The following is a 25,078-nucleotide window of genomic DNA, read 5'->3' as shown; positions in this document are numbered from 1 at the left end:
CGACCTGCCGGGTGACCCGGCATCGGTGGACGAGAGGCCGGCGGGAAGCGCAGGGGAGAAGGCGCTGCTGATACACTGGATCCGCACCCCGCTCGTCGGGGTGACTCCGCGTGCCCAGAGCACTGCGAAGGTCTTCGGACTTCGCGATGCGGCATCCACTCCCAACGGTCTTGCAGATGATCTGCGAGCGGGCGTGTGCCGGGCACCAGGCTCGCCGGACTTCACCGGCGTAAACACAACCGCAAGAGGCGCGCAAGCGCCAGAACAGGAGAACGGCCATGGCCGTCGTCACCATTCGCCAGCTGCTCGACAGCGGCGTGCACTTCGGGCACCAGACCCGCCGGTGGAACCCGAAAGTCAAGCGCTTCATCCTCACCGAGCGCTCGGGCATCCACATCATCGACCTGCAGCAGTCGCTGACGTACATCGACAAGGCGTACGAGTTCGTCAAGGAGACCGTCGCCCACGGCGGCACCATCCTCTTCGTCGGCACCAAGAAGCAGGCCCAGGAGATCGTCGCCGAGCAGGCGACCCGCGTCGGCCAGCCCTACGTGAACCAGCGCTGGCTCGGTGGCCTCCTCACCAACTTCCAGACGATCTCGAAGCGTCTCGCCCGTATGAAGGAGCTCGAAGAGCTCGACTACGAGACGCCTGCGAACAGCGGCTTCACCAAGAAGGAACTGCTGATCAAGAAGCGCGAGCTGGACAAGCTCCACAAGTCGCTCGGTGGTATCCGCAACCTGCAGAAGACCCCGTCGGCCATCTGGGTCATCGACGCCAAGCGCGAGCACCTCGCGGTCAACGAGGCGACGAAGCTCGGCATCCCGGTCATCGGCATCCTCGACACGAACGCCGACCCGGACGAGTTCCAGTACCCGATCCCCGGCAACGACGACGCGATCCGCTCCGTGAGCCTGCTCACGCGCATCATCGCCGACGCCGCCGCCGAGGGCCTCATCCAGCGCCACCAGCCCACCGAGGAGTCGGCCGACGCCGAGCCCCTCGCGGACTGGGAGCGCGAGCTTCTCGAGCAGGGCGCTCCGGCCGAGGCCGCCGCTGAGGCCGAGGTCGTCGCCGAGCCCGCCGCCGAGGCCGAGGTCGTCGCCGACGAGGCTGCCGCCGAGGAGGCGCCCGTCGCCGAAGAGGCCGCTGCCGCAGCGGCCGCAGTCGAGGCAGAAGCCAAGTAACGGCTCCGTCCGTTTGAACTCCGCCTCGGCGGGATCGCACCGAGCCTGAGCGCTCGGAGCGGTCCCGCCGAGGCATCCCACCTCACCACAATCAAGGAGCCGCCACACATGGCAAACTTCACGATCGCCGACATCAAGGCGCTGCGCGACCAGCTCGGCACCGGCATGGTCGACACGAAGAAGGCTCTCGAAGAGGCCGACGGCGACGTCGAGAAGGCCGTCGAGATCCTGCGCCTGAAGGGCGCGAAGGGCAACGCCAAGCGCGCCGACCGTTCCACCAGCGAGGGCCTCGTGGCCGCTCGCGAGGAAGCCGGCAAGGTCACGCTGATCGAGCTCGCGTGCGAGACCGACTTCGTCGCCAAGAACGACCGCTTCATCGCGCTGGCCGACAAGGTCGCGGATGCCGCGGCCGCTGTCGCCGCAGACTCGGTCGAGGCCGCCCTCGCGGCGCCCGCCGGCTCGCAGACCGTCGCCGAGCTGATCGACGACGAGGCCGCGATCATCGGCGAGAAGGTCGAACTCCGCCGCGTGCGCACCCTCTCGGGCGACCACTTCGAGATCTACCTGCACAAGACCAGCAAGGATCTGCCCCCGCAGGTCGGCGTGGTCCTGGCCTACTCGGGCGAGGACGCCGAGACCGCTCGCAGCCTTGCGCAGCACATCTCGTTCGCGAACCCCTCCTACCTGTCGCGCGACGAGGTCCCCGAGGCCGACGTCGACAAGGAGCGCGAGATCGTCACCGAGATCTCGCGCAACGAGGGCAAGCCCGAGGCCGCCCTGCCGAAGATCGTCGAGGGCCGCGTGAACGCGTTCTTCAAGCAGGTCTCCCTGCTCGACCAGGACTACGCCAAGGACAACAAGCTGTCCGTGGCGCAGGTCGCCAAGGACGCGGGTCTGACCCTCACGGGCTTCGCCCGCTTCAAGGTCGGCGCGTAGCAGCTCGAGAAGGCCCGCATCGGACATCCGATGCGGGCCTTTTCTCTGCCCTTCGATAGTTTGTCGTCAACGAGAGGATCGTCGTGATCACTGAGACCACCGGGCGCCGCCGCGTCCTCCTGAAGCTGTCGGGCGAAGCGTTCGGCGGGGGCCAGCTCGGCGTCAACCCCGACGTCGTGAGCCAGATGGCCCGAGAGATCGCCGCGGCGGTCGACCGCGTCGAGATCGCCGTCGTCGTCGGAGGAGGCAACTTCTTCCGCGGCGCCGAGCTGAGCCAGCGCGGGATGGACCGCGGTCGCGCCGACTACATGGGCATGCTCGGCACCGTCATGAACGCGCTGGCCCTCCAGGACTTCCTCGAGCAGGCCGGGGCCGCCACCCGTGTGCAGTCGGCCATCTCGATGACCCAGGTCGCCGAGCCGTACATTCCCCGCCGCGCCGAGCGGCACATGGAGAAGGGGCGCGTCGTGATCTTCGGCGCCGGGGCAGGACTGCCCTACTTCTCCACCGACACCGTGGCCGCCCAGCGCGCCCTCGAGATCGACGCGCAGGAGGTGCTCGTCGCCAAGAACGGCGTCGACGGCGTGTACACCGCCGATCCGAAGAAGGACGCCTCGGCGACGAAGATCGACCGGATCACCTACCTCGACGCCCTCCAGCGGGGTCTGAAGGTCGTCGACTCGACGGCGTTCAGCCTGTGCATGGACAACAAGATGGACATGCGCGTGTTCGGCATGGAGCCGGCGGGCAACGTCACGCGGGCTCTCCTCGGCGAATCCATCGGCACGCTGGTCACGGCCTGAACCCTCGCGCTGAGTAGACTGAGCAGGCCCATCCCGATGAAGGAGACACTGTGATCGCGGACGTCTTGGCCGATGCCGGAGCGCGAATGGACCGCGCCGTCGAGGCTGCGAAGGAGGACTTCGCGACGGTTCGCACCGGGCGTGCCAACCCGCAGCTGTTCCAGAAGGTGCTGGTGGACTACTACGGCACGCCGACGCCTCTCGCGCAGCTCGCCTCCATCAACAACCCGGAGGCCCGGTCGCTCATCATCACGCCGTACGACAAGTCGGCGCTGAAGGCCATCGAGCAGGCGATCCGCGACATCCCGAACCTCGGCGTGAACCCCACCAACGACGGCAACCTCGTGCGCATCACGATGCCCGAGCTCACCGAGGAGCGCCGCAAGGAGTACGTCAAGCTCGTGCGCTCCAAGGGCGAGGACCACAAGGTGCACCTGCGCGGCATCCGTCGCAAGACGAAGGACGATCTCGACGCGCTCAAGAGCGACATCGGCGAGGACGAGCTCAACCGTGCCGAGAAGGAGCTCGATGCCCTCACGCGCGCGCACGTCGATGCGATCGACGAGGCGCTCAAGCGCAAAGAGGCAGAGCTGCTCGAGGTCTGAGGTCACATGACCGACGCATCCGGCGAACCGCCCGGGGACGGGCAGCCCGTCCCCGAGGTCCCTTTGACGCGGCGCGATGCCGCGGACGCGCGACGCGCACCCGTCCCCGCCGAGTCGCCTGCGCTCCAGTCGCACATCAGGGCCGCCCGCTCCGAGTTCGAGAGCCAGGTCGCTCACGCGCGAGCGGAGTTCGAGGAGGCCAACGAGCGCATCAAGGCGCGGACCGGTCGCGACCTGATCGTCGCCACCCTCATCGGGCTCGCCGCGGGAGCGATCCTCATCGCGTCGCTGATCTTCTTCAAGTGGCTGTTCCTCGTCTTCGCGCTGGCGGCGGTGGGCATGGGAGTGTTCGAGTTCTCCCGCGCGCTCACGGCATCCGGACGGCGCATCGACCTCGTCCCGCAGCTCATCTCGGGAGCCGTGATCGTGGTCTCGGCCTACTTCTTCGACCTGTGGCTGCACTGGGTCGTGGTCTTCGTCGCGATCGCCTTCGTCGTCGTGTGGCGCCTGGTCGCGCAGATGGCCTCTCGTGACGGGCGCACCTACGGCGCGGTCCTCGGCGACGTGCTCATCACCGGCTTCATCCAGCTCTACGTGCCGTTCCTGGCGAGCCTGTGCGTCGTGCTGCTGGTGCAGGAGGGCGGTGAGTGGTGGGTGCTGGCCTTCATCGCCGTGGCCGTCGCGTCCGACACCGGGGCATATGCCGCGGGCGTCGCGTTCGGCCGCCACCCGATGGCGCCTCGTATCAGCCCCAAGAAGACCTGGGAGGGCTTCGGCGGCGCGGTGCTGGCCGCCGTGATCGTCGGCGTGCTCCTCGCGCTGTTCCTGCTCGGCCTTGATTGGTGGATGGGCGCCGTCTTCGGCCTGGTGATCCTGGGGACGGCGACCGCCGGCGACCTCGGCGAATCCATGATCAAGCGCGACCTCGGCATAAAGGACATGAGCTCGTGGCTTCCCGGTCACGGCGGGGTGCTCGACCGGCTCGACTCGATCCTCCCGTCGACCGCCGCTGCCCTCGCGCTGTTCTACCTCTTCACCCCCCTGGTGGCATCATGACGACAGAGTCCGCGCAGGCCGCGCCGGCGTTCCCCGAGGCTCGCGGCCGTGAGAAGGGCTACGCCAAGCCGGCGGTCGACGAGTTCCTCCGACGTGCCCGCACGGCGTTCGAAGCCGGCGGAGAGCCGCTGACCGCCGCCGATGTGCGCCGCGCCGCGTTCCCACTCGTGAAGCACGGCTACGCCATCGCATCGGTGGATGCCGCGCTCGGCCGCATCGAGGACGCCTTCGCCGCGCGCGAGCGCGAGGCCGCCCTCGTGCGGGGAGCGGCCAGCGAGTGGGTGGGACACACCCGCGAGACGGCGCAGGAGATCCTCGACCGGCTCTCGCGCCCACGCGGGCGCCGGTTCGATCGCGTCTCGTCGCTCCGGTACGGGTACCGCATCGACGAGGTCGATCTGGTCGCCGACAAGCTCTCCCGCTTCCTCGAGACGGGGGAGTCCGTGAGCATCGAGCAGGTGCGCTCTGTCGCGTTCCGCATGCAGCGCGGCGGTTACCGAGAAGTGCAGGTGGATGCCGTCCTCGACGCCGTCGTCGAGGTCATGCTGGCCGTTTCCTGACCCGCGATCGCGGCCTCGGATGGCACGTCCAGCTACCGATCGGTAGACTCGGGGCACTGTGACTTCCGGAAACGAGCTGATCCCGACCCGGCGCGCGCGCCGCGAGGACGTGTCGACCCTCGCGGATGCACCGGTCTCCGCCCGCCGTCATCCCCCCGCAGCCACGGTGCGCTGGTCGCGCCGGCGCGGGGTGCTGGGCGTGTTCGCGGCCTTCGCCGCCGTGGGCTTCGTGGCCGCGTATGTCGGCCCCGCCGGCATCGCCCTCACGGAGGCGAACGCCGAGGAGCCGACCTCCATCTCGCTCTACGCGAGCTCGGTGGACGACATCCAGACTCTTCCGGCGACCGAGGCTGAGGAAGACGCCGAGGCGCCGGCACTGGACCGCGGCGGTTACACCGTCTACGTGAAGCCGAAGCCCCCGCCCCCGCCGCCGGTCACGGCCAAGCCGACCGGCTCGTCGGGCTGGCAGCCGCCGTTCGTCACGCCCGATCCGGGCAGCGCACAGGCGATCGCGTACCAGATGGTGCTCGCGCGCGGATGGGGCGACGACCAGTTCGCTTGCCTTGTCGCGCTCTGGAACAAGGAGTCGGGCTGGCGCGTGAATGCGCTGAACCGCTCCAGCGGTGCCTACGGCATCCCGCAGGCCCTCCCGGGAAGCAAGATGGCCACCGCGGGCGCCGACTGGGAGACCAGCGCCGCCACGCAGATCACGTGGGGCCTCGGCTACATCTCGGGCCGCTACGGCACGCCCTGCGGCGCGTGGGGTCACTCCCAGCGCGTCGGCTGGTACTGACGACGATGCCGCGGTCGAACCGCCGTCGCCCCGAATCCGGCGGCGACGACTCGTTCGAGCAGCTCATGGTCGGGTGGAAGCGGACCGAGCTGCGACGCGGGGTCGAGTGGACCGTTCAGCCGGTGTCGGCCGTGCAGGCGGTCAAGAGCTACATCTGTCCCGGTTGCGGTCGCACGATCGCCGAGGGAACAGCCCACCTCGTGGCGTGGCGCGCCGACGGCGTGCTCGGCGATCGCGCCGACCTCGAGGCGCGCCGTCACTGGCACCAGCACTGTTGGAAAGTCGCCTGATGGCGGCAGGGAAGGACGTCGTCGGCATGGAGATCCGCGGACCGATGCTGCTGCCCGCGCGGCGGGAGCAGATCGAGCTCGAGACGCTGGACGGCCTCACGCTCGTGGGCGAACTCGCCCTCCCCGCCGACCGGGATCCCGTGGCGACCCTCGTCACATTGCACCCGCTGCCGACGGCCGGCGGCTTCATGGACTCGCACATCCTGCGCAAGGCCGCCGGGCGCCTGCCCGCGCTGGCCGACCTCGCCGTGCTGCGCTTCAACACGCGCGGCACCACCTCACCGCGCGGCACCAGCGAGGGGACCTTCGACGGCGGTCGTGCAGAGGCGTTCGACGTCGCGGCCGCGATGGACCTGGTCCGTGAGCGCGCCCTTCCGCGACCCTGGCTGGTCGGCTGGTCCTTCGGCACCGAGCTCGCGCTCAAGTACGGCCGGGATCACGCCGTCGAGGGGGCCGTGCTGCTCTCCCCGCCGCTGCACCGCGCGACGCCCGACGAGGTGGCGGCCTGGGCCGGGGACCCGCGCCGGCTGGTGGTCATCGTCCCCGAGTACGACGATTATCTGCGACCGGATGCCGCGGCCCAGGGCTTCGCGAGCGTTCCCGACGCCGTGCTGATCCCGGTCGAGGGTGGCAAGCACCTGTGGGTGGGGGAGACGCAGACCCGTCGCGTGCTGACGGAGATCGTCGCGGCGGTCAATCCGGACGCGCTCCCGCTGCCGCTGGAGTGGGACGGCCCCCTCGGTACCGACGCCTGACGGCGCGGCATCCGCTCATCGCTCGTTCTGCCGCGGGATCACGACCTGGCGGTAGATGATCAGGATGCTGGCGGCCACCGGGATCGCCACCAGGGCGCCCAGCAGGCCGAGCAGCGCGCCGCCGGCGAGTGCCGCGATCACCACGACAGCTCCGGGCACCGCGACCGCGCGCCCCATGATGCGCGGCGAGATGACGTACGCCTCGATCTGCATGTAGATCAGGTAGTAGATCGCGGCGACGAGCGCCGTCGTGGGGGAGCCCAGACCGAGGCAGATCAGCACGATGATGGTCGAGCCGGTGAGCGTGCCGACCAGCGGGATCAGCGAGAAGAAGAACGCGATGACGGCGAGCACGGCGGGGAACGGCGCCTGGATGAACGTGAGGAAGATCGCACTGAGTACGCCGTTGATCACGCCGAGGCTGAGCTGCCCGATGACGTAGTAGCCGACCGAGTCGGTGATCTGCTCGCCCAGGTCGATGAACCGGGCGCGCTTCGAGGCCGGAACGAGCTGGTAGACGGCGCGCTTGAGGCTCGGGGTGGACGCCGTGAAGTAGATCGTCAGGATCAGCACGATGAAGGCGCCCGCAAGCCCGGCGAGGATGGCGCCGCCGATTGCGATGATGCTGCTGCCGATCTCGCCGCCGATCGCGCCGACGTCGAGGCCCGCGTACCAGTCCTCGATGTAGCCCCACAGCGCATCGACGTCGAGCGCGGGGAAGACGTCGCCCAGCCACTTCTGGATCTCGCCGACCGGATCGTCGAAGGCGCCGCTGCTCACGATCTCCTCGATCGCCACGACCAGCTGTCCGATCTGCTGGACGATGATCGGGATCACCATAAGGATGATGCCGGCGAAGGCGGCGAGGACCGCCAGGATCGTGATGAGGACTGCCGCCCACCGGGGGAGCTTCCGTCGCTCGAGCCAGGCCACGATCGGGTCCAGGCCGAGCGAGAGGAACAGCGCCGTCCCCACGTAGAGCAGGATCGTCGACAGAGTCTGCACGCTGTTGATGAGCACGAGCCCGAGGCCGACGCCCAGAGTGGCGAGGAACGCCACCCGGAACGGATTGTGCACCTTCATGCGGCCTCCCCGACCTTCACCGGCCCGACGGCCGAACTCTGTTCCGTCAGGATACGCATAGCGGACGCCCAGGCCGGTGATCACGCCCTCCCGGGCGCCTTTCAGGTCACTTTCGCTAGTCTGAAATGTCGAGAAGAGGGCTCCGGCCATCCGGTCGGGCCTGTGAAAGGTGTATTCCGTGCGTTTCGTGTGGGCCGTGGCGGCTTTCGTGCTCGCCGCCGTGATGATCGGCGCGGGCATCTCCCAGCGGACGATCTTCCAGGGACCCGAGACGCAGACGGCGGCGATCTCGGCCGAGCAGGAGGCTCCGTACCTCCTCATCGAGGGCGCCGTGCTGAACGAGTACCCGGGTGCGCAGACGCTGCGCGCGCAGGGTGAAGGCGACGTCTTCGCCGCGTACGGCCGCACGGCCGACATCGAGGCGTGGCTGGCCGACTCCGAGTACAACGTGGCGACCCTGAACGGCGAGGGCGAGATCGTGACCGAGCTGGTCGAGGCCGAGGTCGTCGCCGAGGAGCCCGCGGATGACGCGGCCGCCGATGACGCCGCGGCCGACCCCGCCGCGCCGGCGGACGACGCCCCGGCGGACGCTGAGGAGACCGCTCCGGGCCGCTCTCCGGTCGGGTCCGACCTGTGGCTCGACGAGTTCCAGCAGAGCGACATCCTCATCGCGCCGCTCCAGCTTCCCGCCGAGATGAGCGTGCTCGTGGCCAGCGACGGCACCGAGCCGGCACCGCAGAACGTCTCGCTCTCGTGGCCCATCATCAACGCCACCCCGTGGGCGGGTCCGCTCATGGTGGGCGGGGGCATCATCCTCGCCGTGGGCGTGTTCCTGTACATCCTCGGCATCCGTCACGCGCGTCGTTCGCGCGGTCCGCGCCGCAAGGGCCTACCCCTGACAGCCACCCAGCCGATCGATGTCGCCGTCGACGGCGGCGACAAAGGCGTGATCAGCGCCACTCCGACCCGGCGAGCGGTGACCGGAGGGCGTCGCGCCTTCGCCATCCTTCCCGTCGTGGCCGTCTCGGCACTCCTGTTCACCGGGTGCACGCCCGATGCCTGGCCGGACTTCGGTCCGACCCCGACCCCGACTCCTTCCGCGACCGTCATCGTCCCGGAGGGGCAGCAGGCGCCGGCCGTCACCAAGCCGCAGGCCGAGCGCATCCTCTCCCGCATCGCCGGCACCGTCGCCGATGCCGATGAGGCGCTGGACAAGGACCTCGCGGCAACGCGCCTCGACGGCGCCGCGCTGGCCGCGCGCTCGACCAACTACACGCTGCGCGGCGCGATCGCCGACTACGCCGTGCCGCCGGTCATCAACACCAAGCCGCTGAAGATCGTGCTGCCCCAGGCGAACGACTCCTGGCCGCGCTCGGTGATGGCCGTGGTCGACGACGAGGACACGAAGACCTCCAGCATCATGGTGCTGACCCAGAAGGACCCGTGGTCCCAGTACAAGCTCTCGTATGTTGCCAGCCTCGAGGCCTCCACCCCGATGCCCGACCTGGCGCCGGTCTACATCGGCGCGATCCAGGTCGCGCCGGACTCGCCGTTCCTCATCATGGCTCCCGAAGAGCTCGCCGCCGCCTACTCTGACGTCATCAACAAGGGTGCGGAGAGCGAGTTCTACGCACTGTTCGAGGCCGAAGGCGACCAGCTGCGGGAGAGCATCGCCGCGGACCGCGAGCGCCGGCTCGCCGAGTTCAACCAGACCGCGTCCTCGACCGGCACCCTGACGTTCTCGTCCGCTGCCGGCACGCATGCGCCCTTCGCTCTGGCGACCGTCGAGAGCGGCGCCATCGTCGCGGTCAACATCACCGAGACCGACACCGTCACCCCGACGAACGCCGACGCCGTCATCAAGGTCGAGAACAACCCGACCGTGAAGACCCTCGCCGGGGCCGATCAGTCCGCGAAGGGCTTCTCGACGACGTTCACCGATCAGGTCTTCTTCTACGTTCCCGGGCAGGGCTCGACGGAGAAGATCCGCCTCCTCGGCTACTCCTCCGACATCCTCGACGCGAAGGTGATCTCGTGACCGATTCCGTCTCCGGCGCAGCCCTGCGCGGCGCCGTCGACCTCTCGTCGCTGCGCAACCGGCCCGCGGCGGCTCCCGCCGGTGGTGCCGACGCGCCGGCCGCGAACGGCGTCGTGCCCTCTCTCGTGATGGACGTCACCGACGAGACCTTCCCCGAGGTCCTCGAGCTATCGCGCACGGTGCCGGTCGTCATCGACCTCTGGGCCGAGTGGTGCGGTCCGTGCAAGCAGCTCACCCCGGTGCTCGAGTCCGTGGTGACGGAGCTCGGCGGCCGGCTCGTCCTCGCGAAGGTCGATGTCGACGCGAACCCGCAGCTTGCGCAGGCCTTCCGGGCGCAGTCGATCCCGATGGTTCTCGCGCTCGTCGCCGGACAGCCGGTGCCGCTGTTCACCGGCGCCGTGCCCGAGCAGCAGGTGCGCGACGTCTTCGCCCAGCTGCTGCAGCTCGCGGCGCAGAACGGCGTGACGGGCACCGTCTCGGTGGCCGGAGACCTCCCCGCCGAAGCGCCCGCCGAGCCGCCGCTGCCCCCGCTGCACGCCGAGGCGTACGACGCCATCGAAGCCGGCGACTATCCGCGGGCCATCCGCGCCTACGAGCGCGCGATCGCCGAGAACCCGCGCGACGCGGATGCCCGGGCCGGGCTCGGACAGGTGCGTCTGCTGGATCGCGTTCAGGGCCTCGACCTCCAGGAGGCCCGTGCCGCCGCGGCGGCCGGGCCGACCGATGTCGCCGCGCAGTTCGCCGTGGCGGACCTCGACGTCGCGGGCGGCCACGTCGACGACGCGTTCGCGCGACTGCTGGATCTCTTCGCCGCACTTCCCGCCGATGAGCGCGCACCCGTGCGCGAGCGCCTCCTGGAGCTGTTCGGGCTCGTCGGCGACGCCGACCCGCGCGTGCTGCAGGCGCGCGGACGCCTCGCGTCGCTGCTGTTCTGATCTCGGCGGGCTGATCCGCCCGCCGCCCCTCAGCCCTTCGTGGGCGAGGGGATGTGGGCCTCGGGGTCGTGGCGCAGCCACAGCACGCCGAGCGGCGGAAGCACCATGTGCGCCCGCCCGCCCTCTCCGGCGTGCACCATGCCGAGATTGCCCACGCCCGACCCGCCGTAGATCTCGGCGTCGGTGTTGAGCACCTCATGCCAGACCCCTGTCTCGGGCAGATCGAGCTCGAACGAGGTCAAGGGCACGCCCGAGAAGTTGCAGATGACGGCGACGGAGTTGCCGTGCCAGTCACGGCGTGCGAACGCGATCACGTTGGGGTTCCACTGCGGGGCGCCCAGCCGCGTGAACGCTGCCCCGTCGGAGTCACGCGCCCAGAGTGCGGAGTGCTCGCGGTAGAGGGCGTTGAGGCTGGAGACGAAGCCGCCGAGCTGCGCGTGCGAGGGCTGATCGAGCAGCCACCAGTCCAGCGCGCGTCCCTCGGACCACTCCGAGAGCTGTCCGAACTCCTGGCCCATGAAGAGCAGCTTCTTGCCGGGATGCCCCCACATGTACGCCAGGAACGCGCGCATGTTGGCGAGCTTCTGCCAGTGGTCGCCCGGCATGCGGCCGAACAGGCTGCCCTTGCCGTGGACGACCTCGTCGTGACTGATCGGAAGCAGGTAGTTCTCGCTGAACGCGTAGACGAACGAGAAGGACAGCTCACCCTCGTGGTGGGCGCGGTACATCGGGTCCCGCTGGATGTACTGCAGCGAGTCGTTCATCCAGCCCATGTTCCACTTGAAGCCGAAGCCGAGGCCCGCGTGGCCGGTGGGGGCTGTGACGCCGGGGAAGCTGGTGGACTCCTCGGCGATCATCGCGATGCCGGGGTAGCGCTTGTACGCCGTCGCGTTGACCTCCTGCAGGAAGCGGATGGCCTCGAGGTTCTCGCGACCGCCGTGGACGTTCGGGACCCACTCGCCGTCCTCGCGCGAGTAGTCGAGGTACAGCATCGACGCGACGGCGTCCACGCGCAGGCCGTCCACGTGGAACTCCTCGAACCAGTACAGCGCGTTCGCGACGAGGAAGTTGCGCACCTCGTTGCGGCCGTAGTCGAAGATGTACGTGCCCCAGTCACGGTGCTCGCCGCGCCGCGGATCCGGGTGCTCGTACAGCGCCTCGCCGTCGAAGCGTGCCAGGGCGAAGGCATCCTTCGGGAAGTGGCCGGGAACCCAGTCCATGATCACGCCGATGCCGGCCTGGTGCAGGCGGTCGATCAGATACCGCAGATCGTCCGGGTGGCCGAAGCGGCTGGTGGGGGAGTAGTACCCGGTGACCTGGTAGCCCCACGATCCTCCGAAGGGGTGCTCGGCGAGCGGCAGGAACTCCACGTGCGTGAATCCCTGCGCGCTGACGTAGTCGATGAGCTGGTCCGCGCCGTCGCGATACGACAGCCCCGGGCGCCAGGACCCGAAGTGCAGCTCGTACACCGACATCGGCTGCGACAGTGCGGCGGTGCGGGCGCGGTGCGACATCCACTCGTCGTCCTGCCAGCGATAGGCGGACTGCACCACCACCGAGGCGGTCGCCGGCGGCACCTCGGCGTAGCGCGCCATCGGATCCGCTTTGACGACCCAGTCGCCGCGACGGCTGAGCAGCTCGAACTTGTAGGTCGCTCCCGCGCCGACGCCCGGAACGAACAGCTCCCACACTCCGGTGCCGCCCATCGAGCGCATGGAGTGGCCGAGGCCGTCCCAGCCGTTGAACTCGCCGACCACGCGCGCGGCGCGTGCGTTCGGGGCCCAGACGGTGAAGGCGGTGCCGAGCGCGCCGTCGATCTCGCGCACGTGCGCGCCGAGGACGCGCCACAGCTCCTCATGGCGGCCCTCGCCGATCAGGTGCAGGTCGAGCTCGCCGATCGTCGGTGCGAACCGGTAGGGATCGTCGGCGACGAAGTCGGGGGCGTCCGGGTAGGTCGTGTGCAGCTCGTAGGCGCGGAGCGCGCCCGAGCGCGTGCCCTCCCACACGCCGGCCCGCACGTGCTCGAGAGGAACGCGGGTGCCGTCCACGAAGACGGCCGTGACGCTGCGGGCCAGTGGCCGGCGTGCACGGATCGTCCACTCCGTGCCGCCCTCCGCGTCGGCGGACGGATGGATGCCGAGCACGCTGTGCGGGTCATGGTGGGCGCCCGCCGCGACGGCGTCGAGAACCTGGTCCGTGATCGTCATCGTGACTCCTTCACGTGCAGGATGTGGACGGGTTCGGTGAACGCGTCCAGCATCACGAAGTTGTGATCCGACCACGTCCACTGCGCCCCGGTCACCAGGTCTTCGACGTCATACGGATCGCCGGGCTCGACGCCCCACAGTCGCGTGTCGAGGTGCACCATCGTCTGGCGCACCGAGTGCGGATCCGTGTTGACGACCACGATGATCGTGTCGGAGCGCCCGGTCGGCGACAGCGCGGCATCCAGGTGCTTCACGTAGACGAGAATGGCGTCGTCGTCGCTCCAGTGGATGCTCAGGTTGCGCAGCTGACCGAGCGCCGGGTGGGCACGGCGGATCTCGTTGAGGCGGGTCAGGAACGGTGCGAGGGAGTCGCCCCGCGCCTCGGCGCCCTCCCAGTCCCGCACCTTGTACTCGTACTTCTCGTTGTCGATGTTCTCCTCGGACCCGGGGCGGGCCACGTTCTCGAACAGCTCGTACCCCGCGTAGACGCCGTACACCGGCGCCGCCGTCGCGGCGATCGCCGCCCGGATGACGTAGGCCGGCCTTCCGCCGAACTGGAGGTACTCGGTGAGGATGTCGGGAGTGTTGACGAAGAGGTTCGGGCGCACGAAGTCATCGGTCTCGGTGGCGAGACCGGTCAGGAACTCCTCCAGCTCGAGCTTGGTGTTGCGCCAGGTGAAGTACGTGTAGCTCTGTTGGAAGCCGGCGCCGGCGAGGCTCTGCAGCGGTGCCGGACGCGTGAACGCCTCGGCGAGGAACACCACGTCCGGATGCTCGGCGTTCACTGCTGCGATCAGCCACTCCCAGAACTGCAGCGGCTTGGTGTGGGGGTTGTCGACGCGGAAGATCCTGACGCCCTGGGCGATCCAGTGGCGGACGACGCGCAGCGCCTCGGCGTAGATGCCTGCAGGATCGTTGTCGAAGTTGATCGGATAGATGTCCTGGTACTTCTTGGGCGGGTTCTCGGCGTACGCGATGGTCCCGTCGGGCAGCGTCGTGAACCACTCCGGGTGCTCGGCGACCCAGGGGTGGTCGGGAGCCGCCTGCAGGGCGAAGTCCAGGGCCACTTCGATCCCCTCGGCGCGAGCGGCACGGACGAAGGCGCGGAAGTCGGCGAGACTGCCGAGATCCGGGTGGACGGCGTCGTGACCGCCCTCGGCGGCGCCGATCGCCCAGGGTGAGCCGGGGTCGGCCGGGCCCGGATCGAGGGTGTTGTTTCGTCCCTTGCGGTTGATCCGGCCGATCGGATGGATCGGCGGCAGGTACAGCACGTCGAAGCCCATCGCCGCGACGGCGGGGAGCCGCCGGGCCGCAGTGCGGAAGCTGCCGCTCTTGATCCGGCCGTCCTTGAGGCGGCGCGCACCTTCGGACCGCGGGAAGAACTCGTACCAGGCGCCGGAGCCGGCGCGCTCGCGCTCGACGAGCAGCTCGAGCTCATCGCCCACGGTCGTCAGCGCCATGGCCGGCCGAGCGTGGAAGTACGCGGCGATCGCGGGATCGCGCACGACGACGAGCGCCTCGGCGTCGCTCACGGACGGATCCATGAGCGTCGCCGCGGCCGTCGTGAGTCCCTTCCGCTCCGCGGCGGGCCGGGACTTCTCGGTGGCCGAGCGCTCGAACAGGAGCGCACCCAGTTCGCGCATCACCGCGGCATCCACCCCCGCGGCGATCTTCAGGTCAGCGGCGTGCTCCCACGTGGCGAACTCGTCCGCGAACGACTCGAAGCGGAACGTCCACACGCCCTCCTCGAGAAGGACGACCTCGGTGCGCCAGGTGTCGAAGCCGTCCTCGAGAGCGCGCAGCCGGTGCAGCGACACATCGCCCGACGGCGAGGTGAGGCGCACCTGGACGCCGATCCGGTCATGTCCCTCGCGGAACGACGTCACGCGGAAAGGGACGACCTCGCCGGCGTACGCCTTGGGCTGGAAGTCGCCCCAGGGGACGGAGGGCCCGGGCTTGGCCAGCGGAATCCGGCGGGAGACCGTCAGCCGCTCGGGCTGCCACTCTCGCGCGTCTCGGACAGGGATGGCGGAGGCGCTCCGCCAGGGGCGGGGGCGCGCGGTGCGCGATGACGTGACCACGTCTCGAACCTACCCCGACGCCCGGGGGCGCGACAGGCGCCGCACGGCCTGTTCCGCTCTCACTCGGCCCGGAACAGGTGCATCGACGTTCCCGCCACCGGTACGACAGCCCCCGGCGGGAGGGGCGGCCGCGAGGCATCGGGCTTCTCGTCGGCGCTCGACCACAGCGACACGTAGCTCGACACTCCGTCGATGGTCGGCAGCACGACGTCTGTGGGCGCTTCCACCCCGTGGATGATGAGGAGGATCCGGTTGAAGGCCTCGTTCTCGGGGGTCGAGGCCGCGACGTACTGGAGCGTGCGGTGGTCGGGATTGGCCCATCGGTCGCTCGTCACCGTCTCGCCGCGCTCGTCGTACCAGTCCATGACCGAGGCCGACGGCGTGTGCTCACCCAGCCGCGCGAAGCGCACCGGTCGGAGCGCGGGGTTCTCGCGGCGCAGGGCGAGCAGTCGCTGCACGTGGGCGAACAGGTCGCGCTGCCAGTCGGCGTGCTGCCAGGAGAGCCATGTCAGCGGCGAGTCGTGGCAGTAGGCGTTGTTGTTGCCGCGCTGCGATCGGCCGTACTCGTCGCCCGCCGCGATCATGGGGATGCCCGCCGAGAGGAGGAGCGTCCCGAGCAGATTGCGCATGGCCCGGCGCCGCGTCGCGAGGACGCCGAGATCGTCGGTGGGCCCCTCGGCGCCGTGGTTGAACGACCGATTGGTGTCGGCGCCGTCACGGTTCTGCTCGCCGTTGCCGAGGTTGTGCTTGACGTCGTAGGAGACGAGATCGCGCAGGGTGAAGCCGTCGTGCGCCGTGACGAAGTTGACACTCGCGAGCGGCCCGCGTTCCGCGCTGAAGGTGTTCGACGAACCCGCCAGACGTGTGGCGAGGCCGCCGATCCCGACGGGCGCGGTCGAGGCGCGTCGCGCGTAGTCCACGTCGCTCAGCCAGAAGTTGCGCACGCGGTCGCGGTAGCGGTCGTTCCACTCGCTCCAGCCGTCGCCGAAGTTGCCGGTCTGCCACCCGCCCATGCCGACATCCCACGGCTCGGCGATCTTCTTGACGCCGGCCAGCTGGGGATCGTCGATGATCGCCCGCAGCAGCGGATGATCGGGCGTGAACGCGTGGGACTCGTCACGACCGAGCGTCGCGGCGAGATCGAGGCGGAAGCCGTCGATCTGCACGTCGTTCGCCCAGTAGCGCAGCGAGTCCAGAACCAGGCGGGCCGCGGCATCCGTCGACGTGTTCACCGCGTTGCCGCAGCCCGTGACGTCGATGTAGGCGCCGTCCTCCTGCTGCCGGTAGTACGCGGCGTTGTCGATGCCCCGCAGGCTCGATCGCGGGCCGCCGATGCCCTCCTCCGCCGTGTGGTTGTAGACGACGTCGAGGATGACCTCGAGCCCCGCCTCGTGCAGCAGCCGCACCATGCCCTTGAACTCGCGGAGTACCGCCTCCGGCCCCTCGCGGCGGGCCTGCTCGGTGGCATACGGCGCGTGCGGGGAGAAGAAGTTGAGGGTGTTGTAGCCCCAGTAGTTCGAGAGGCCGTGCTGCAGCAGCCGCGGCTCGGTCGCGAAGGCGTGGACGGGCAGCAGTTCGATGCTGGTGACGCCGAGCGACAGGAAATGCTCGATCATCGCCGGATGCGCCAGCCCGGCGTACGTGCCGTGCAGGGCGGGCGGGACGTCGGGATGCCGTTTGGACAGGCCCTTCAGGTGTCCCTCGTAGATGACCGTGCGGTCCATCGGCACCGCCGGCTTGCCCACGCCGCCCCAGTCGAACGACCCGTCGACCACGACCGATCGCCAGTCGTCGAAGCCGTCGCGGTCGAGCCCGCGCGCGTAGGGGTCGATCAGCAGCGTGTTGCGGTTGAAGGTGTTCCCCGGCCCGTGGGGGCCGTCCACGCGGATGGCGTACCGCGTGCCGGGACGCAGCAGCGGCGTGGTGATCTCCCAGACCCCGCCGCCGACCGGTGCGAGCGCGGCGCTGTCGGTCGCCCAGTCGAGGTCGGAGTCGTCGAACACGACCAGTTCCATCGCATCAGCGGCGCCGGACCACACGCGCAGGGTGGAAGATTCATGCCCGACGGTGACCCCGAGCCGATCGAGATCGGCGCGGAGGAGACCCGGCGATAGGGCGAGCTGCGGCGAGAGCATGCGCTCTACAGTAGTTATGCCAGGAGTCGGCGGCGTTACGGAACCGAGTCCCGAGGGGTGCGGAACTCGGGCGCACGACTTGTCGGCAGCCCGCGAAGCATGAGGAGACGAGGATGGCGATCTACCTGGATCATGCCGCCACGACCCCGCTTCGCCCGGAATCCCGGGACGCGTGGGCGAGCGCCGGTGACGAGTTGGGCAACGCGTCGTCGATCCACACCTTCGGCCAGGCCGCCCGGCGGCTGCTCGAAGAAGCGCGCGAGAGACTCGCCGCGATCATCGACTGCGACCCCCCGGAGGTCGTGTTCACCTCGGGCGGGACCGAGTCGATCAACCTCGCCGTGAAGGGCCTGTGGTCGGCGCGCGAGGCAGGTCGCGAGGCGATCGTGCTGCCCGACGGGGAGCATCACGCCACCCTCGACGCCGTCGGCTGGCTCCATGCGTCAGCAGGCGCCGAGGTGCGGGCGGTCGCGCTCGACGGACTCGGGCGCATCGCCCCGGACCGGTTCGCCGATGCCCTTCCCGGTGCCGCGTTCGCGACCGCGCTGGTGGCCGCCAATGAGGTCGGCACGCTCAACGACGCCGCCGCTCTCGCGGCTTCCGCCGCAGCGGAGGCGGTGCCCCTGCACCTGGACGCGGTGTCGGCCTTCGGTCATATCCCCGTCTCGTTCCGCACGTGGCGCGGCGGGTCGACGTCGACCGGCGGCCTCAGCGCCCTCAGCATCTCCGCGCACAAGGTGGGCGGGCCGGCGGGCGTCGGAGCGCTGGTGGTGTCGCGGCACGCCCGGCTCGCGCCGCTCCTGCACGGCGGCGGTCAGCAGCGGGGTCTTCGCGCCGGGACGCCGGATGTCGCGGGTGCCGTGGCTTTCGCCGTGGCCGCCGAACTGTCCGAGGCCGAGCGGGAGTCGGAGGCCGCACGGCTGGAGGCTCTGCGCACGGCGCTGGTGCGCGGCATCCTGAGCACTGTCGTCGATGCCGAGCTGCTCGGCGATCCGGTGCATCGCCTGCCCGGCAACGCGCACGTGCTCTTTTCCGGTGCGTCGGGCGAGACGCTGCTGTTCCTGCTCGATCAGGCAGGCATCGCCGTCTCGACCGGGTCGGCGTGCCAGGCGGGCATTCCCGAGCCGTCGCACGTCGTGCAGGCGATGGGCAGGACGGATGCCGAGGCCCGCCAGGTGCTGCGGTTCAGCCTGGGGCGCACCACGACCTCCGCCGACATCGACACCGTGCTCGCGGCGCTCCCGGGGGCCGTGGCGCGCGCACGTGCGGCATCCGGGACTCCCTCAGGCGCCCGCTCGTAGACTGGACCCATGCGGATCCTTGCGGCCATGAGCGGTGGCGTCGACTCCGCCGTGGCGGCCGCGCGGGCCGTCGAGGCGGGGCACGAGGTCGTCGGCGTCCATCTGGCGCTCTCCCGCGCCGGGGGAACGCTGCGGACGGGCAGTCGCGGCTGCTGCACGATCGAGGACGCGATGGACGCCCGGCGGGCCGCCGACCGTCTCGGCATCCCGTTCTATGTGTGGGACTTCTCGGAGCGCTTCCGCGACGACGTCATCGACGACTTCATTGCCGAGTACCAGGCGGGCCGTACCCCGAACCCCTGCATGCGCTGCAACGAGAAGATCAAGTTCGCCGCGCTGCTCGAGCGCGCGATCGAGCTCGGCTTCGACGCGGTGTGCACCGGCCACTACGCGACGCTCGTGGACGGCCCCGACGGCCGAGAACTCCACAGGGCATCGGATGCCGCCAAGGACCAGTCGTACGTGCTCGGGGTGCTCAACGCCGAGCAGCTCGCCCACACCTACTTCCCGCTCGGGTCGACGCCGTCCAAGGCCGTCGTGCGAGCGGAGGCCGCAGAGCGCGGGCTGACCGTCGCCCAGAAGCCCGACAGCCACGACATCTGCTTCATCCCGGACGGCGACACCCGGGGCTGGCTGGCCGAGAAGGTCGGCACCGCTCACGGCGACGTCGTCGACCGCACCGGCGCGGTCGTGGGCAGCCACGAGGGGGCGCACGCCTTCACGGTGGGGCAGCGTCGCGGACTCTCGCTCGGGGTGCCCGCGCCCGACGGCAAGCCGCGGTTCGTGCTCGAGGTGCGGCCGGTGAGCAACACCGTCGTCGTGGGTCCCAAGGAGGCACTGGCGACCGCCGAGATCGCGGGGGAGCGGCACTCGTGGGCCGGTCGCCCGCAGGCCGAGGGAGACTTCGGGTGTCACGTGCAGATCCGTGCACATGCCGAGCCGGTGCCGGCACGGGCCACCCTCGCGCAGGGCCGCATCACGGTCGTCCCCGACGTTCCCTTCGACGGCGTCGCACCCGGACAGACCGCGGTGCTCTACGACGGCACGCGGGTGATCGGGCAGTTCACGATCGACCGCACCGTGTCGGCCGTCCCCGTCTCCGCCTGACCCCGCGGACGTCGGCGGCCGTCCCTAGACTGGCCGGGTGGCACGCGACATCGATGACCCCCGTCCCGACGCGCAGAACATCGCAGAGCTCGAGGCGCTGAGCCTCGACGCAGCGCGGAGCGAGGTGACGCGCCTCACCGAGCTCATCATCGGCGCACGCGACGCGTACTACGGCGCCGACACCGAGATCGTCGACGACTTCACCTACGACGGCTGGATGCACCGGCTCGAGGCTCTCGAGCGGCTCCATCCCGAGCTGCAGGGCCAGGACTCGCCGACGCTCAGCGTGGGCGCCGCCGAGAGCTCGCTGTTCGCGCCGGTCGAGCACGCCGAGCGCATGCTGAGCCTCGACAACGTCTTCAGCGACGACGAATTCCTCGCCTGGGCCGCGAAGGTGGAGCGCGACGCCGGGCGCGCCGTGCACTACCTGTGCGAGCTCAAGATCGACGGCCTCGCGCTGTCATTGCGCTACGAGCGGGGCCGGCTGACCACCGCGGCGACGCGCGGCGACGGGCGCGTGGGCGAGGATGTCACCGAGAACGTCCGCCGGCTCGCTGGGATCCCGCACACCCTGGCCGGCACCGGGCACCCCGCGCTCGTCGAGGTGCGCGGCGAGGTGTTCTTCGACGTGGCGGACTTCGAGTCGCTGAACGCCTTCCAGCAGGAGCAGGGTGACCGCCTCTTCGCGAACCCGCGGAACGCGGCATCCGGATCCCTCCGCCAGAAGAGCGAGGGCAAGAACGAGAAGCAGCTGCGCGCGATGGACGAGCGCCTGTCGCGGCTGCGCATGACCGTGCACGGCATCGGCGCGTGGCAGGACCCGCCGGTGTCGTCGCAGAGCGAGATCTACGAGCTGCTCAAGTCCTGGGGCCTGCCGACGAGCGCGTACTTCCGTGTCGTCGACTCGGCGCAGGGCGCCGACGAATTCATCCGCCACTACGGCGAGCACCGTCACGACGTCGAGCACGAGATCGACGGGATCGTCGTCAAGGTGGACGAGCTCGCGCTGCACGACGAGCTCGGCGCGACCAGCCGCGCGCCGCGCTGGGCCATCGCCTACAAGTACCCGCCCGAGCAGGTGAACACCAAGCTCCTCGACATCGTCGTCTCGGTCGGCCGCACCGGCCGTGCCACGCCGTTCGCCGTGATGGAGCCGGCCAAGGTCGCGGGCTCGGTCGTGCGCCAGGCGACCCTGCACAACCAGGACGTCGTCAAGGCGAAGGGCGTGCTGATCGGCGACACCGTCGTGCTGCGCAAGGCCGGCGACGTGATCCCCGAAGTGCTCGGGCCGGTCGTCGAGCTGCGGGACGGAACCGAACGCGCCTTCGTCATGCCGGCCGACTGCCCGGAGTGCGGGTCGCGGCTGGCTCCGGCGAAGGCGGGCGACATCGACCTGCGCTGCCCCAATGCGCGGTCCTGCCCGGCGCAGGTGCGCGGCCGCGTCGAGCACATCGGCTCCCGCGGAGCCCTCGACATCGAGGGGCTCGGCGAGGTCTCCGCGGCCGCTCTCACCCAGCCGGTGCGGCCCGACGTGCCGCCGCTGGTCTCCGAGGCCGCGCTGTTCGAGCTGCGCCCCGAAGACCTGTTCGCCATCGACGTGGTGGTGCGGGATGCCGAGACCGGCCTTCCCCGGCTGCTCGACGACGGGACACCCGACACCCGGTCGCCGTTCCGGCGCCAGCGCAAGAAGACCGATCCCGCCTTCGACGCCGACGGCCCGTTCGACGGCGACGCGCGCGCGATCCTGTCCGCGTCGGCGACGCAGCTCCTGGCGAACCTCGAGCGGGCGAAGACGAAGGAGCTGTGGCGGTTCCTGGTGGCGCTGAACGTCCGCCACGTCGGCCCTGTCGCGGCGCGAGCCCTCGCGCAGTGGTTCGGCTCGGTCGATGCCATCCGTGCGGCCTCGCGCGATGAGCTCGCAGCGGTGGAGGGTGTCGGCGGGATCATCGCCGACTCGCTCACCGAGTGGTTCCAGATCGACTGGCATCGCGACATCGTCGACCGATGGGCGGCCGCAGGTGCGCAGCTGACGACCCCGGGCCACCCCGGACCTGGCGCCGCCGTCGTCGAGGGCGGCGTACTCGAGGGCGTCACGGTTGTCGCCACGGGCAGCCTCGAGGGCTACTCCCGCGAGGGCGCCCAGGAGGCGATCCTCAAGGCCGGCGGCAAAGCGGCCTCCAGCGTCTCGAAGAAGACGGATTTCGTCGCGGCCGGGCCGGGCGCGGGATCCAAGCTGGCCAAGGCGGAAGAGCTCGGCGTGCGCATCCTGGATGCCGCCCAGTTCCACATCCTCGTCACCCAGGGGCCTGAGGCACTCGGTCCTGCAGCGGCCGACGCGGGGTGAACTGCGATGTCGCACTGGCTCTACCGGATCGTGCCGGCGCGGCCCGGGATGGTCGCCGATCCCACCGCCGATGAGCAGCGCATCGTCGGGGAGCACTTCGCCTATCTGCTGGGTCTGAAGGAACGCGGCATCCTGATCCTCGCCGGCCGCACGCAGGAAGACGTCGGCACGTTCGGGATCACGATCTTCGAGGCCTCGGACGCCGAGGCAGCGCACGAGGTGATGGCCGGCGACCCGGCGGTCGCCGCCGGCGTGTTCACGGCGTCGCTGCACCCGTACGCGGTGGCGGTGGCTCGCGACGGATTGGCCGGCGCATGACTCCGTCGCCGCGGCGTGTGACGGTCGTCACCGGCGCGGCCGGCGGAATCGGCGAAGCCATCGTCGACGAGCTGCTCTCGCGTGAGGAGGCGGTGGTCGCGGTGGACCTCCGCACCGCGGGGCGCCTCGAATCGGCCACGTTCGCCGAGGTGCTGGGCGACGCCGCAGAAGAGGAGGTCGCCGACGCCGCGGTCCGGGCGGCGCGGCGGCTGGGCGTTCTCGCGGGGTGGGTCAACAACTCCGCCGTCTTCGAGGATCTCTGGCTGGACCGGGCCGGCGGTGCTCTCACGAGCGCTGCGATCGCGCACAACCTCCAACCCGCGGTGGCCGGGTCAGCGGCGGCGGTGAACGAGTTCCTCCGGATGAGGACGCCGGGTGCGATCGTCAACGTCAGCTCGCACCAGGGGCTGAGACCGGTCCGCGGGAGCCTCGCCTATGCCACCGCCAAGGCGGCACTGGAAGGACTCACGCGGTCGCTGGCCGTCGACTACGGCGGTCACGGCATCCGCGTCAACGCCGTCGCACTGGGGTCGGTGCGCACCCCGCGGTACGACCAGCACCTGCAGAACCTCACGGATGCCGAGCGCGGCGCGTTCGAGGCCTCCATCGCCGCGCTCCAGCCCCTGGGACGCGTGGGCGAGGCGGCCGAGATCGCGAAGGTCGTGTCGTTCCTGCTCTCGGACGGCGCTTCGTTCGTCACCGGTGCCGTCGTGCCCGTGGACGGTGGGCGGGCCGCGCACGGCGGCGATCCCGAGGAGCGTACGAGAGACCCTGGCTCGCTCACCCGCCCGAGGTGAGCGCCAGCAGCCTGTCGCGCACCTGCCGGCGCAGCACCTTCCCGATGAGGGACTTCGGCAGTTCGTCGACGATGAAGATGCTCCGGGGCACCTTGTACGGCGTGAGGACGCCGCGCACGTAGTCGCGGATCGCCTCGACGTCGACGTCGGATTCCGGTGCGACGACGATGGCCGCCGCGACCTCCTCACCCGAGTGCTCGCTCGGCAGGCCCACCACCGCGGCGTCCTCGACGAGCGGGTGCTGGCGCAGAGCGTTCTCGACCTCGGTCGGCGCGACGTTGAAGCCGCCCGTGATGATGAGCTCCTTGATGCGGTCGACGATGCGCACGAAGCCCGCCTCGTCGATCGTGACGATGTCGCCCGTGCGGTACCAGCCCTCGGTGAAGACCGCCTCCGTCTCCTCGGGCTTGCCGTAGTACCCGCTGAAGACCTGCGGTCCGCGGACGATGAGTTCGCCCCTCTCGCCGGCCGGGACGTCCCGCGTGGGTTCGTCGGGGTCGACGACGCGGCACTCGGTCCCAGGCAGCGGGAGGCCCACCGTGCCCGGCACGCGGCTTGTGGCGACCGGATTGGCCATCAGCACCGGAGAGCACTCGCTCAGGCCGTACCCCTCGACGAGGAAACCACCCGAGGCCGCTTCGAAGGGCACCACGAGCTCGTGCGGGAGCGCCATGGCGCCGGAGATCGCGACCTGGGTGCCGGCAAGCGACACGCCCTTCTCGCTCGCTGCCTTGAGCAGCCGGTCCGCGATCGGGGGGACCAGCGGGAGGAAGGTCGCCGGGTGCTTCTTGGTGACCTCGAGCACCATGTCCGGGTCGAACCGGGGGAACAGCACCAGGCGCGCGCCCATCGACATCGCGAAGGTCAGGCACAGGGTGAGCCCGTAGGCATGGAACATCGGGAGCACGGCGTACACGACGCAGCCGTCGCCGCGCACGATCGACGGCACCCACGCCCGGGCCTGGGCCGCGTTGGAGAGGAGATTGCGATGCGTGAGCGACGCGCCCTTGGGCGTCCCCGTCGTGCCGCTGGTGTACTGGATGAGCGCCAGGTCGTCCGTCGCCGGCCTTGGGTGGGTCGCGGGCAGAGGTTCGAAGCGGACGATGTCGCTCCACGAGATGGCGCCGCTCACGCGCTCGGTCAGCGCGGCACGCGACTCACGGGCCTTCTTGATCGGCAGCCTCAGGGCGAGCCGGGTCCGCAGCGGCATGGCCGTCGTGATGTCGACCGACACCAGCGAGGTCACCGCGAGGTCTGCGGGGAACTCCTGCACGGTGCCGACGACTTTCGACCACACGATGGCGTGCTTCGCGCCGTGATCCTCGAACTGCTTGCGGAGCTCACGCGGGGTGTAGAGCGGGTTGTGCTCGATGACCACGGCGCCCAGGCGCAGGATCGCGTAGAACGCCACGATGTGCTGCGGGCAGTTGGGAAGCACGATCGCGACGGGGTCGCCGGCCTTGACGCCCTGTGCGCGCAGCCCGGCCGCCGCACGCTCGATCTGCTCCTGCAGATCGCGGTACGACGTGGTCCGGCCGAAGAACTGCAGGGCCGGGGCGTCCGGATAGTCCGCGGCGGAGGCCGCGACGATGTCGATGAGCGAGCCGCTCACGGGCTCGAGGTCGTCGGGCACCCCCTCGGCGTAGCTGGCGATCCACGGGCGAGGCGGGTCATACGTCGTCACGCGTTCAGCCTACGCCCGTGATCCGCACCGGCACGGGCGGGCGAAAAGCGTACGACTAAACTG

The 25,078-nt window shown here is 70.2% G+C and carries 21 protein-coding genes; 16 read left to right on the top strand and 5 right to left on the bottom strand.

The window, feature by feature from the left end; all coding sequences use genetic code 11:
• Nucleotides 1-278 precede the first annotated feature (278 nt).
• The 9 genes from rpsB to ASD56_RS10660 all read left to right on the top strand — a co-directional run bounded on the left by rpsB (nucleotide 279) and on the right by ASD56_RS10660 (nucleotide 6,985).
• Nucleotides 279-1,187, top strand: coding sequence for a 30S ribosomal protein S2 (gene rpsB, locus ASD56_RS10700; RefSeq protein ID WP_055965397.1), 909 nt, complete (start codon nucleotides 279-281; stop codon nucleotides 1,185-1,187).
• A gap of 108 nt (nucleotides 1,188-1,295) precedes the next feature.
• Nucleotides 1,296-2,123 carry a translation elongation factor Ts gene (gene tsf, locus ASD56_RS10695; RefSeq protein WP_055965395.1) on the top strand — a complete coding sequence of 276 codons (828 nt, stop codon included), beginning with the start codon at nucleotides 1,296-1,298 and terminating at the stop codon, nucleotides 2,121-2,123.
• An 83-nt stretch (nucleotides 2,124-2,206) separates the two neighbouring features.
• The gene (gene pyrH / locus ASD56_RS10690) at nucleotides 2,207-2,926 is read left to right on the top strand and encodes a UMP kinase (RefSeq protein WP_055965392.1); all 720 of its coding nucleotides are present in this window, start codon (nucleotides 2,207-2,209) and stop codon (nucleotides 2,924-2,926) included.
• A gap of 50 nt (nucleotides 2,927-2,976) precedes the next feature.
• Entirely contained in the window at nucleotides 2,977-3,531 is a 555-nt protein-coding gene (gene frr, locus ASD56_RS10685; RefSeq protein ID WP_055965389.1) for a ribosome recycling factor, read from the top strand.
• 6 nt (nucleotides 3,532-3,537) lie between these two features.
• Nucleotides 3,538-4,587 (top strand): phosphatidate cytidylyltransferase, encoded by a 1,050-nt coding sequence (locus ASD56_RS10680; RefSeq protein WP_055965386.1) that lies wholly within the window; start codon nucleotides 3,538-3,540, stop codon nucleotides 4,585-4,587.
• Nucleotides 4,584-5,147, top strand: a complete 564-nt coding sequence (locus ASD56_RS10675) for a DivIVA domain-containing protein (protein WP_055965383.1) — start codon at nucleotides 4,584-4,586, stop codon at nucleotides 5,145-5,147. Before ASD56_RS10680 ends, ASD56_RS10675 begins: the two co-directional genes overlap by 4 nt.
• 58 nt (nucleotides 5,148-5,205) lie before the next feature.
• Entirely contained in the window at nucleotides 5,206-5,940 is a 735-nt protein-coding gene (locus tag ASD56_RS10670; protein ID WP_055965378.1) for a hypothetical protein, read from the top strand.
• A gap of 5 nt (nucleotides 5,941-5,945) precedes the next feature.
• A complete protein-coding gene (locus tag ASD56_RS10665) occupies nucleotides 5,946-6,230 on the top strand; it encodes a hypothetical protein (protein WP_055965374.1) in 285 nt (94 codons plus the stop codon).
• Between the two features lie 26 nt (nucleotides 6,231-6,256).
• Entirely contained in the window at nucleotides 6,257-6,985 is a 729-nt protein-coding gene (locus tag ASD56_RS10660) for an alpha/beta hydrolase (RefSeq protein WP_055965910.1), read from the top strand.
• 15 nt (nucleotides 6,986-7,000) lie between these two features.
• On the opposite strand, the gene ASD56_RS10655 is transcribed toward ASD56_RS10660, so the two are convergent.
• Nucleotides 7,001-8,068, bottom strand: coding sequence for an AI-2E family transporter (locus ASD56_RS10655; protein ID WP_055965371.1), 1,068 nt, complete (start codon nucleotides 8,066-8,068; stop codon nucleotides 7,001-7,003).
• Between the two features lie 178 nt (nucleotides 8,069-8,246).
• Between ASD56_RS10655 and ASD56_RS10650 the strand changes: the two genes are divergently transcribed.
• Both ASD56_RS10650 and ASD56_RS10645 read left to right on the top strand, forming a co-directional pair.
• Nucleotides 8,247-10,106, top strand: coding sequence for a hypothetical protein (locus ASD56_RS10650; protein ID WP_055965907.1), 1,860 nt, complete (start codon nucleotides 8,247-8,249; stop codon nucleotides 10,104-10,106).
• Entirely contained in the window at nucleotides 10,103-11,041 is a 939-nt protein-coding gene (locus ASD56_RS10645) for a tetratricopeptide repeat protein (RefSeq protein WP_055965368.1), read from the top strand. Before ASD56_RS10650 ends, ASD56_RS10645 begins: the two co-directional genes overlap by 4 nt.
• 29 nt (nucleotides 11,042-11,070) lie before the next feature.
• On the opposite strand, the gene glgB is transcribed toward ASD56_RS10645, so the two are convergent.
• The 3 genes from glgB to glgX are packed head-to-tail and all read right to left on the bottom strand — an operon-like array spanning nucleotide 11,071 to nucleotide 17,464.
• Nucleotides 11,071-13,248: a 1,4-alpha-glucan branching protein GlgB gene (gene glgB / locus ASD56_RS10640; protein WP_055965365.1), complete on the bottom strand. Its 2,178-nt coding sequence runs from the start codon at nucleotides 13,246-13,248 to the stop codon at nucleotides 11,071-11,073.
• On the bottom strand, nucleotides 13,245-15,329 hold the full coding sequence (locus ASD56_RS10635; protein WP_200947504.1) for an alpha-1,4-glucan--maltose-1-phosphate maltosyltransferase: 2,085 nt from the start codon (nucleotides 15,327-15,329) through the stop codon (nucleotides 13,245-13,247). Before ASD56_RS10635 ends, glgB begins: the two co-directional genes overlap by 4 nt.
• A gap of 59 nt (nucleotides 15,330-15,388) precedes the next feature.
• Nucleotides 15,389-17,464 (bottom strand): glycogen debranching protein GlgX, encoded by a 2,076-nt coding sequence (gene glgX / locus ASD56_RS10630; protein ID WP_055965362.1) that lies wholly within the window; start codon nucleotides 17,462-17,464, stop codon nucleotides 15,389-15,391.
• Nucleotides 17,465-17,577: 113 nt separating this feature from the next.
• Here glgX and ASD56_RS10625 point away from each other — a divergent pair, with 113 nt between their 5' ends.
• The 5 genes from ASD56_RS10625 to ASD56_RS10605 all read left to right on the top strand — a co-directional run bounded on the left by ASD56_RS10625 (nucleotide 17,578) and on the right by ASD56_RS10605 (nucleotide 23,331).
• Nucleotides 17,578-18,765 carry a cysteine desulfurase family protein gene (locus ASD56_RS10625; protein WP_055965358.1) on the top strand — a complete coding sequence of 396 codons (1,188 nt, stop codon included), beginning with the start codon at nucleotides 17,578-17,580 and terminating at the stop codon, nucleotides 18,763-18,765.
• Nucleotides 18,766-18,774: 9 nt separating this feature from the next.
• Nucleotides 18,775-19,872 carry a tRNA 2-thiouridine(34) synthase MnmA gene (mnmA, locus tag ASD56_RS10620; protein WP_082541414.1) on the top strand — a complete coding sequence of 366 codons (1,098 nt, stop codon included), beginning with the start codon at nucleotides 18,775-18,777 and terminating at the stop codon, nucleotides 19,870-19,872.
• Nucleotides 19,873-19,951: 79 nt separating this feature from the next.
• Nucleotides 19,952-22,216 carry an NAD-dependent DNA ligase LigA gene (gene ligA, locus ASD56_RS10615; protein WP_055965901.1) on the top strand — a complete coding sequence of 755 codons (2,265 nt, stop codon included), beginning with the start codon at nucleotides 19,952-19,954 and terminating at the stop codon, nucleotides 22,214-22,216.
• 6 nt (nucleotides 22,217-22,222) lie between these two features.
• Nucleotides 22,223-22,534 (top strand): YciI family protein, encoded by a 312-nt coding sequence (locus ASD56_RS10610; protein ID WP_055965354.1) that lies wholly within the window; start codon nucleotides 22,223-22,225, stop codon nucleotides 22,532-22,534.
• Nucleotides 22,531-23,331: an SDR family NAD(P)-dependent oxidoreductase gene (locus ASD56_RS10605; RefSeq protein WP_055965352.1), complete on the top strand. Its 801-nt coding sequence runs from the start codon at nucleotides 22,531-22,533 to the stop codon at nucleotides 23,329-23,331. Before ASD56_RS10610 ends, ASD56_RS10605 begins: the two co-directional genes overlap by 4 nt.
• Here the strand turns inward: ASD56_RS10605 and ASD56_RS10600 are convergent.
• Nucleotides 23,315-25,015: a long-chain-fatty-acid--CoA ligase gene (locus tag ASD56_RS10600; RefSeq protein ID WP_055965349.1), complete on the bottom strand. Its 1,701-nt coding sequence runs from the start codon at nucleotides 25,013-25,015 to the stop codon at nucleotides 23,315-23,317. The genes ASD56_RS10605 and ASD56_RS10600 overlap by 17 nt on opposite strands.
• Nucleotides 25,016-25,078 lie beyond the last annotated feature (63 nt).

Origin of the sequence: Microbacterium sp. Root166 (genome assembly GCF_001427145.1) — a bacterium.
Taxonomy (GTDB): domain Bacteria; phylum Actinomycetota; class Actinomycetes; order Actinomycetales; family Microbacteriaceae; genus Microbacterium.
The sequence above is the reverse complement of the archived record's forward strand: the minus strand, read 5'-3'. Positions and strand labels throughout refer to the sequence as shown.

What these genes read in the sequence shown, in the direction of transcription:
- rpsB (WP_055965397.1), top strand. Translation starts at nt 279, where the DNA reads ATGGCCGTCGTCACCATTCGCCAGCTGCTCGACAGCGGCGTGCACTTC.
- tsf (WP_055965395.1), top strand. Translation starts at nt 1,296, where the DNA reads ATGGCAAACTTCACGATCGCCGACATCAAGGCGCTGCGCGACCAGCTC.
- ASD56_RS10680 (WP_055965386.1), top strand. Translation starts at nt 3,538, where the DNA reads ATGACCGACGCATCCGGCGAACCGCCCGGGGACGGGCAGCCCGTCCCC.
- ASD56_RS10675 (WP_055965383.1), top strand. Translation starts at nt 4,584, where the DNA reads ATGACGACAGAGTCCGCGCAGGCCGCGCCGGCGTTCCCCGAGGCTCGC.
- ASD56_RS10665 (WP_055965374.1), top strand. Translation starts at nt 5,946, where the DNA reads ATGCCGCGGTCGAACCGCCGTCGCCCCGAATCCGGCGGCGACGACTCG.
- ASD56_RS10660 (WP_055965910.1), top strand. Translation starts at nt 6,257, where the DNA reads ATGGAGATCCGCGGACCGATGCTGCTGCCCGCGCGGCGGGAGCAGATC.
- ASD56_RS10655 (WP_055965371.1), bottom strand. Translation starts at nt 8,068, where the DNA reads ATGAAGGTGCACAATCCGTTCCGGGTGGCGTTCCTCGCCACTCTGGGC.
- glgB (WP_055965365.1), bottom strand. Translation starts at nt 13,248, where the DNA reads ATGACGATCACGGACCAGGTTCTCGACGCCGTCGCGGCGGGCGCCCAC.
- glgX (WP_055965362.1), bottom strand. Translation starts at nt 17,464, where the DNA reads ATGCTCTCGCCGCAGCTCGCCCTATCGCCGGGTCTCCTCCGCGCCGAT.
- ASD56_RS10625 (WP_055965358.1), top strand. Translation starts at nt 17,578, where the DNA reads ATGGCGATCTACCTGGATCATGCCGCCACGACCCCGCTTCGCCCGGAA.
- mnmA (WP_082541414.1), top strand. Translation starts at nt 18,775, where the DNA reads ATGCGGATCCTTGCGGCCATGAGCGGTGGCGTCGACTCCGCCGTGGCG.
- ASD56_RS10610 (WP_055965354.1), top strand. Translation starts at nt 22,223, where the DNA reads ATGTCGCACTGGCTCTACCGGATCGTGCCGGCGCGGCCCGGGATGGTC.
- ASD56_RS10605 (WP_055965352.1), top strand. Translation starts at nt 22,531, where the DNA reads ATGACTCCGTCGCCGCGGCGTGTGACGGTCGTCACCGGCGCGGCCGGC.